The organism is Streptomyces sp. UNOB3_S3, assembly GCF_020740895.1.
GTDB lineage: Bacteria > Actinomycetota > Actinomycetes > Streptomycetales > Streptomycetaceae > Streptomyces.
Window position 1 is genome coordinate 1 of sequence record NZ_JAILXP010000373.1, and the last position, 6,875, is coordinate 6,875.

Sequence of the window (6,875 nt, forward strand, 5' to 3'; positions counted from 1 at the left end):
CCCAACTCGGCCCCGTCGGCCAACAGGCGATGCGCGGGCAGGATGCGGACGGTGTAACCGAACGGACCGGTCCGGTCCAACGTCAGCGGCCCCTCGTAAAGCCGTCGCCCGTCCAACCCCACCGCCCCCGTCGCTTTCAAAGGAAAGGCGGCCGCCTGGGAGAGCCGGTCCGCCGAGTCCACCCGGCCCGCGACGGCCTGCACCTCCACGTCCGACGGGTCGAGCTCGCCCAGCGTCACGCTCACCCGCAGGGAGACCGTGGAGCCGAGCTCGGCCGTGCCGTTCAGCGGGCCGTCCGAGACGGCCTCGACATGGTCCACGGCGACCGCCGGCCACGCCGCCCGCACCCGCGCCTTCCACGCGGCCAGCTCCCGCGCCGCGATCGCGTCCAGCGCCCGGTGGGCCTCGGCCGCGGGCGCGTAGAGCCCCTCGACGTACTCGCGGACCATCCGCCCCGCGAGCACCTTCGGCCCGAGCGTCGCCAGCGTGCGCCGGACCATCTCGATCCAGCGGCCCGGCAGCCCGCCCGCGCCCCGGTCGTAGAAGCGCGGCGCGACCCGCTGGGCGAGCAGGTCGTAGAGCGCGGCGGCCTCCAGGTCGTCGCGGCGGTCCTCGTCCATGGCCGCCGCGCCGTCGGCCGTGGGGATGGCCCAGCCGAAGTCCGGCTCGTACCACTCGTCCCACCAGCCGTCCAGGACGGAGAGATTGAGACAGCCGTTGAGCGCCGCCTTCATCCCCGACGTACCACAGGCCTCCAGTGGCCGCAGGGGGTTGTTCAGCCAGACGTCGCAGCCGGGATAGAGCTTCTGGGCCATCGCCATGCCGTAGTCCGGCAGGAAGACGATGCGATGGCGCACCAGCGGGTCGTCGGCGAAGCGGACGAGTTCCTGCACCAGCCGCTTGCCGCTGTCGTCGGCCGGGTGTGCCTTGCCCGCGACCACGATCTGCACCGGCCGCTCCGGGTGCAGCAGCAGCCCGGTCAGCCGCTCGCGGTCGCGCAGCATCAGCGTCAGCCGCTTGTACGACGGCACGCGCCGGGCGAAGCCGATGGTGAGGACGTCCGGGTCCAGCACCCCGTCGATCCAGCCGAGCTCGGCCGTCCCGGCGCCGCGCTCCCGCCAGGAGGCCCGCAGCCGCTCCCGCACCTCCTCCACCAGCTGTTCGCGCAGGGTGCGGCGCAGCTCCCAGACGGCGGCGTCGGGGATGTCGGCGACGGTGTCCCAGCGGTGGGAGCCGCCGACGGTCAGGGCGTCCTCGGCGCGCCCGGCGCCGAGCTGCCGGGCGCCGAGCCGGAAGACCTCGGGGGCCACCCAGGTGGGGGCGTGCACCCCGTTGGTGACGGAGGTGATGGGCACTTCCTCGGGGTCGAAGCCGGGCCACAGCCCGGCGAACATCTCCCGGCTGACCTTGCCGTGCAGCGTGGAGACGCCGTTGGCGCGCTGGGCCAGCCGCAGGCCCATCACGGCCATGTTGAAGAGGTTGGGCTCGCCGCCGGGATAGTCCTCCCGGCCCAGCGCCAGGACCCGTTCGACGTCGATGCCGGGCAGCTCCCCGCCGTCGCCGAAGTGCCGGGCGACGAGCGCGGCCTCGAAACGGTCGATGCCGGCGGGCACGGGGGTGTGGGTGGTGAAGACCGCGCCGGCGCGCACGCACTCCAGCGCCGCGTCGAAGTCGGCGCCCTGCCCGACCAGTTCACGGATCCGTTCCAGCCCCAGGAAGCCCGCGTGCCCCTCGTTGGTGTGGAAGACCTCGGGCTCGGGGTGCCCGGTGATCCGGCAGTACGCCCGTACGGCGCGCACCCCGCCGATGCCCAGCAGCATCTCCTGGAGCAGCCGGTGCTCGCTGCCGCCGCCGTAGAGCCGGTCGGTGATGTCGCGCTCGCCGGGCCCGTTGTCCTCCACGTCGGAGTCGAGCAGCAGCAGCGGCACCCGGCCGACCTGCGCCTGCCAGACGTAGGCGCACAGGCCGCGGCCGCCGGGCAGGGCGAGCGTGACCCGGGCGGGCGTGCCGTCGGGCTCGCGGAGCAGGGACAGCGGGAGCTCGTTGGGGTCGAGCAGGGGATAGTGCTCCTGCTGCCAGCCCTCGCGGGAGAGCGACTGACGGAAATAGCCGTGGCGGTAGAGCAGTCCGACGCCGATGAGCGGAACGCCCAGGTCGCTCGCGGACTTCAGATGGTCTCCGGCGAGGATGCCGAGGCCCCCGCTGTACTGCGGGAGGGCGGCGGTGATGCCGAACTCGGGGGAGAAATAGGCGACGGCGGCCGGCAGCCCGGCGGGCTGTTCCTGGTACCAGCGCCGGCCGGTCGCGTAGTCGTGGAGATCGTCGGCGGCCGCCGCCAGCCGCCGCCGGAACCGGCGGTCCTCGGCCAGGGCGGCCAGCCGGTCGGCGGAGACGGAACCCAGCAGCCGCAGCGGGTCGCCCCCGGCGGCCCGCCAGCCCTCGGGGTCGACGGACTGGAACAGTTCGCGGGTCTCGGGGTGCCAGGACCAGCGCAGATTGCGCGCCAGTTCGCTGAGCGGTCGTAGGGGTTCCGGAAGGACGGGACGCACGCTGAATCGACGAATGGCCTTCACGGATCCGACGGTAGCGGCAGGCGTCGGCACGGGAGGGGGCAATGGACCGGTTCCACCGCACCGGGGCGAGCCCGCGCGCAGACCGCCTGATGTCTTCGCACTAGACGATTAGTACTAGGTGGATTTACGCCCCGCGTACAACAGCACTCTCCAAGGCCAAAAGCCGCTACGACCTTCGAAGGCCGCAGCGGGGCGCCCGTTCCCTCGTCCGGCCCTCAACGACGCCGTTTCACCACATTGCACGCGATCGGAGCATCGAGCAGACTCCCTACGGGTGACGGGGGAACGGCCGCCCTCCGCGCGCGGGGTCAGGGGAACTACGCACGAGTAGTTCATACAGTCCGGGCATGCCCGGGCGGACCCGGTGGGAAAGCTCACCCGGTGTACCGGGACGACCGTCCGTCGCCCTGCTGACAGCCGACATCCCTTCTTCCGCCCGCCCGAGTGAACGCGGACAGGAGCAGTCATGCCCGCACCCTCCCGACCGCCGACGGAACAGATAGAACTGACGGAACCCTCCCCCCAGACCTCCAAGGCTCGCCAGGTGATCCCATGATCGGTCGTATCCCCGTCCTGGACCTCGGCCCGCTCGTCGACTGCGGCCGAAGGCCCGTCAAGGCCGTGGTGGGCGAGGAGTTCGAGGTCACCGCCACGGTCTTCCGGGAGGGCCACGACGCGGTCGGGGCGAACGTGGTGCTGCGCGGGCCCGCGGGCCGGTCCGGCCCCTGGACGCCGATGCGGGAGCTGGCCCCCGGCACCGACCGCTGGGGGGCGACGGTCGCCCCGGACGCGACGGGCCGCTGGACCTACGCGGTCGAGGCCTGGGGCGATCCGGTCACCACCTGGCGGGAGCACGCCTCGATCAAGATCCCGGCGGGCATCGACACCGAACTGGTCCTGGAGGAGGGTGCCCGGCTCCATGAACGGGCGGCCTCGGGCGTCCCCAAGAACGACGGCAGGGAAGCCGTACTGGCCGCCGTGGACGCCCTGCGCGACCCGGCCCGCCCCGCCGCGGCACGACTGGCAGCCGCCCTGACGCCCGACACCGTGGCCGCGCTGTCCCGCCACCCGCTCCGTGAGCTGGTGACCAGCTCCCGCCCGGTGCCGGTGCTGGTGGAGCGCGAACGGGCCCTCTTCGGCTCCTGGTACGAGATGTTCCCCCGCTCGGAGGGCGCCCGGACCACCCCCGGCCGGCCGGCCCGCAGCGGCACGCTCCGCACCGCGGCCCGCCGTCTCCCCGCCATCGCGGCGATGGGCTTCGACGTCGTCTACCTCCCCCCGATCCACCCCATCGGCACCACCCACCGCAAGGGCCCCAATAACGCGCTGAGTGCGGGCCCTTACGACGTGGGCAGCCCCTGGGCCATCGGCTCCCCGGAGGGCGGCCACGACGCGATCCACCCCGACCTGGGCACGCCGGCGGACTTCGACCACTTCGTCGGCAAGGCGCACGACCTGCGCATGGAGGTGGCCCTCGACTTCGCCCTCCAGTGCTCCCCGGACCACCCCTGGGTCGGCAAGCACCCCGAGTGGTTCCACCACCGCGCGGACGGCTCCATCGCCCACGCCGAGAACCCGCCGAAGAAGTACCAGGACATCTACCCCCTGGCCTTCGACGCGGACTTCGACGGCCTGGTCACCGAGACACTGCGCGTCCTCCGCTTCTGGATGGCCCACGGCGTACGGATCTTCCGCGTCGACAACCCCCACACCAAGCCGGTCGTCTTCTGGGAAAAGGTGATCTCCGAGATCGGCCGCACCGACCCGGACGTGATCTTCCTGGCCGAGGCATTCACCCGCCCCGCGATGATGGCCACCCTGGGGGCGATCGGCTTCCAGCAGTCGTACACGTACTTCACCTGGCGCAACACCAAACAGGAACTCACGGAGTACCTGACCGAACTGTCGGGCCCCTCCGCCGCCCAGATGCGCCCCAACCTCTTCGTCAACACCCCGGACATCCTCCACGCGTACCTCCAGGAGGGCGGCCGCCCGGCCTTCGAGGCACGGGCGATCCTCGCCGCGACGCTGGCTCCCACCTGGGGGATGTACGCCGGCTACGAACTCTGCGAGAACACCCCCGCCCACGCGGGCAGCGAGGAGTACCTGAACTCGGAGAAGTACGAACTCCGCCCCAGGGACTGGGAGTCCGCGGAGCGCGAAGGACGGAGCATCGCCCCTCTGATCACCGCCCTCAACCGGCTCAGAAGGCGCCACCCCGCCCTCCGGCACCTCCGCAACCTCCGGTTCCACCACGTGGACAACGACGCGGTCATCGCCTACTCCAAGCGTTCGGGCCCCTCCTGCGTCCTCACGGTCGTCAACCTCGACCCCCACCACACCCAGGAGGCCACGGTCTCGTTGGACATGCCGGAGCTCGGCCTCGGCTGGCACGAGACCGTCCCGGTGCGCGATGAGCTCACCGGGGAGACCTATCACTGGGGCAGGGACAACTATGTGCGCCTGGAGCCGGGAAGCCCGCCCGCGCACGTGTTCTCGCTGCGACCGTCCTCACAGATCGGAGGGTCACCCACACCATGATCGTCAATGAGCCCGTCCAGGACACCTTCGAGGACACTCCGGCCAAGGACCTGGATCCCGACTGGTTCAAGCGGGCCGTCTTCTACGAAGTCCTCGTCCGCTCGTTCCAGGACAGCGACGGCGACGGCATCGGCGACCTCAAGGGACTGACCGCGAAGCTGGACTACCTCCAGTGGCTCGGCGTCGACTGCCTGTGGCTCCCGCCGTTCTTCCAGTCGCCCCTGCGCGACGGAGGCTACGACGTCTCCGACTACACCTCGGTGCTGCCGGAATTCGGCGACCTGGCCGACTTCGTGGAATTCGTCGACGCGGCGCACACCCGGGGCATGCGCGTCATCATCGACTTCGTCATGAACCACACGAGCGATCAGCACGACTGGTTCCAGCAGTCCCGCAGCGACCCCGACGGCCCCTACGGCGACTACTACGTCTGGGCCGACGACGACAAGCAGTACCAGGACGCGCGCATCATCTTCGTGGACACGGAGACGTCGAACTGGACCTTCGACCCGGTGCGCAAGCAGTACTACTGGCACCGCTTCTTCTCCCACCAGCCGGACCTCAACTACGAGAACCCGGCCGTCCAGGAGGAGATCCTGGCCGCCCTCCGCTTCTGGCTCGACCTGGGCATCGACGGCTTCCGCCTGGACGCGGTCCCGTACCTCTTCGCGGAAGAGGGCACGAACTGCGAGAACCTCCCCCGGAGCCACGAGTTCCTCAAGCGGGTCCGCGCGGAGATCGACGCCCACTACCCGGACACGGTCCTGCTGGCCGAGGCCAACCAGTGGCCGGAGGACGTGGTCGACTACTTCGGCTCGTACGAGAACGGCGGGGACGAATGCCATATGGCATTCCACTTCCCGGTCATGCCGCGCATCTTCATGGCCGTCCGCCGGGAGTCCCGCTACCCGGTCTCGGAAATCCTCGCCAAAACACCGGAAATCCCGTCCCGCTGCCAGTGGGGCATCTTCCTCCGCAACCACGACGAACTGACACTCGAAATGGTGACGGACGAAGAGCGCGACTACATGTGGGCGGAGTACGCCAAGGACCCCCGGATGCGCGCCAACATCGGCATCCGCCGCCGTCTGGCGCCCCTCCTGGACAACGACCGCAACCAGATCGAACTCTTCACGGCGCTCCTCCTCTCCCTCCCCGGCAGCCCGATCCTGTACTACGGCGACGAGATCGGCATGGGGGACAACATCTGGCTGGGCGACCGGGACGCGGTCCGCACGCCGATGCAATGGACCCCCGACCGCAACGCGGGCTTCTCCTCCTGCGACCCGGGACGGCTGTACCTCCCCACGATCATGGACCCGGTCTACGGCTACCAGGTGACAAACGTGGAAGCAGCGATGTCATCGCCGTCCTCCCTGCTCCACTGGACCCGCCGAATGATCGAAATCCGAAAGCAGAACCCAGCCTTCGGCCTCGGCTCCTACACGGAACTCCCCTCAAGCAACCCAGCGGTCCTGGCCTTCCTCCGCGAACACGGCGACGACCTGGTCCTCTGCGTGAACAACTTCTCCCGCTTCGCACAGCCGACCGAACTGGACCTGCGGGCATTCAACGGCCGTCACCCGGTCGAACTGATCGGCGGAGTCCGCTTCCCCGCCATCGGCGAGCTCCCGTACCTCCTCACCCTGGCGGGCCACGGCTTCTACTGGTTCCGCCTGCGCCGCACGGCCCCATCCACCTGACGGCGCCGTTTCCCGGCCGCGTACCGGGGCAGGCGCCCAGCATGAACCGGCCCGCACC

Annotated in this window: 3 protein-coding genes; 2 read left to right on the forward strand and 1 reads right to left on the reverse strand. The window is 70.5% G+C overall.

Annotated elements, in window-relative coordinates; all coding sequences use genetic code 11:
• Nucleotides 1-2,573, reverse strand: a 2,573-nt coding sequence (gene glgP, locus K6I33_RS29160; RefSeq protein ID WP_229357535.1) for an alpha-glucan family phosphorylase, incomplete at its 3' end; no start/stop codon positions are given.
• A gap of 552 nt (nucleotides 2,574-3,125) precedes the next feature.
• Here glgP and K6I33_RS29165 point away from each other — a divergent pair.
• A complete protein-coding gene (locus K6I33_RS29165) occupies nucleotides 3,126-5,114 on the forward strand; it encodes an alpha-1,4-glucan--maltose-1-phosphate maltosyltransferase (RefSeq protein ID WP_229357536.1) in 1,989 nt (662 codons plus the stop codon).
• Nucleotides 5,111-6,817, forward strand: a complete 1,707-nt coding sequence (treS, locus tag K6I33_RS29170; RefSeq protein WP_229357537.1) for a maltose alpha-D-glucosyltransferase — start codon at nucleotides 5,111-5,113, stop codon at nucleotides 6,815-6,817. The genes K6I33_RS29165 and treS overlap by 4 nt, the downstream gene beginning before the upstream one ends.
• The last annotated feature ends 58 nt before the right edge of the window (nucleotides 6,818-6,875 follow it).

What these genes read in the sequence shown, in the direction of transcription:
- treS (WP_229357537.1), top strand. Translation starts at nt 5,111, where the DNA reads ATGATCGTCAATGAGCCCGTCCAGGACACCTTCGAGGACACTCCGGCC.
- K6I33_RS29165 (WP_229357536.1), top strand. Translation starts at nt 3,126, where the DNA reads ATGATCGGTCGTATCCCCGTCCTGGACCTCGGCCCGCTCGTCGACTGC.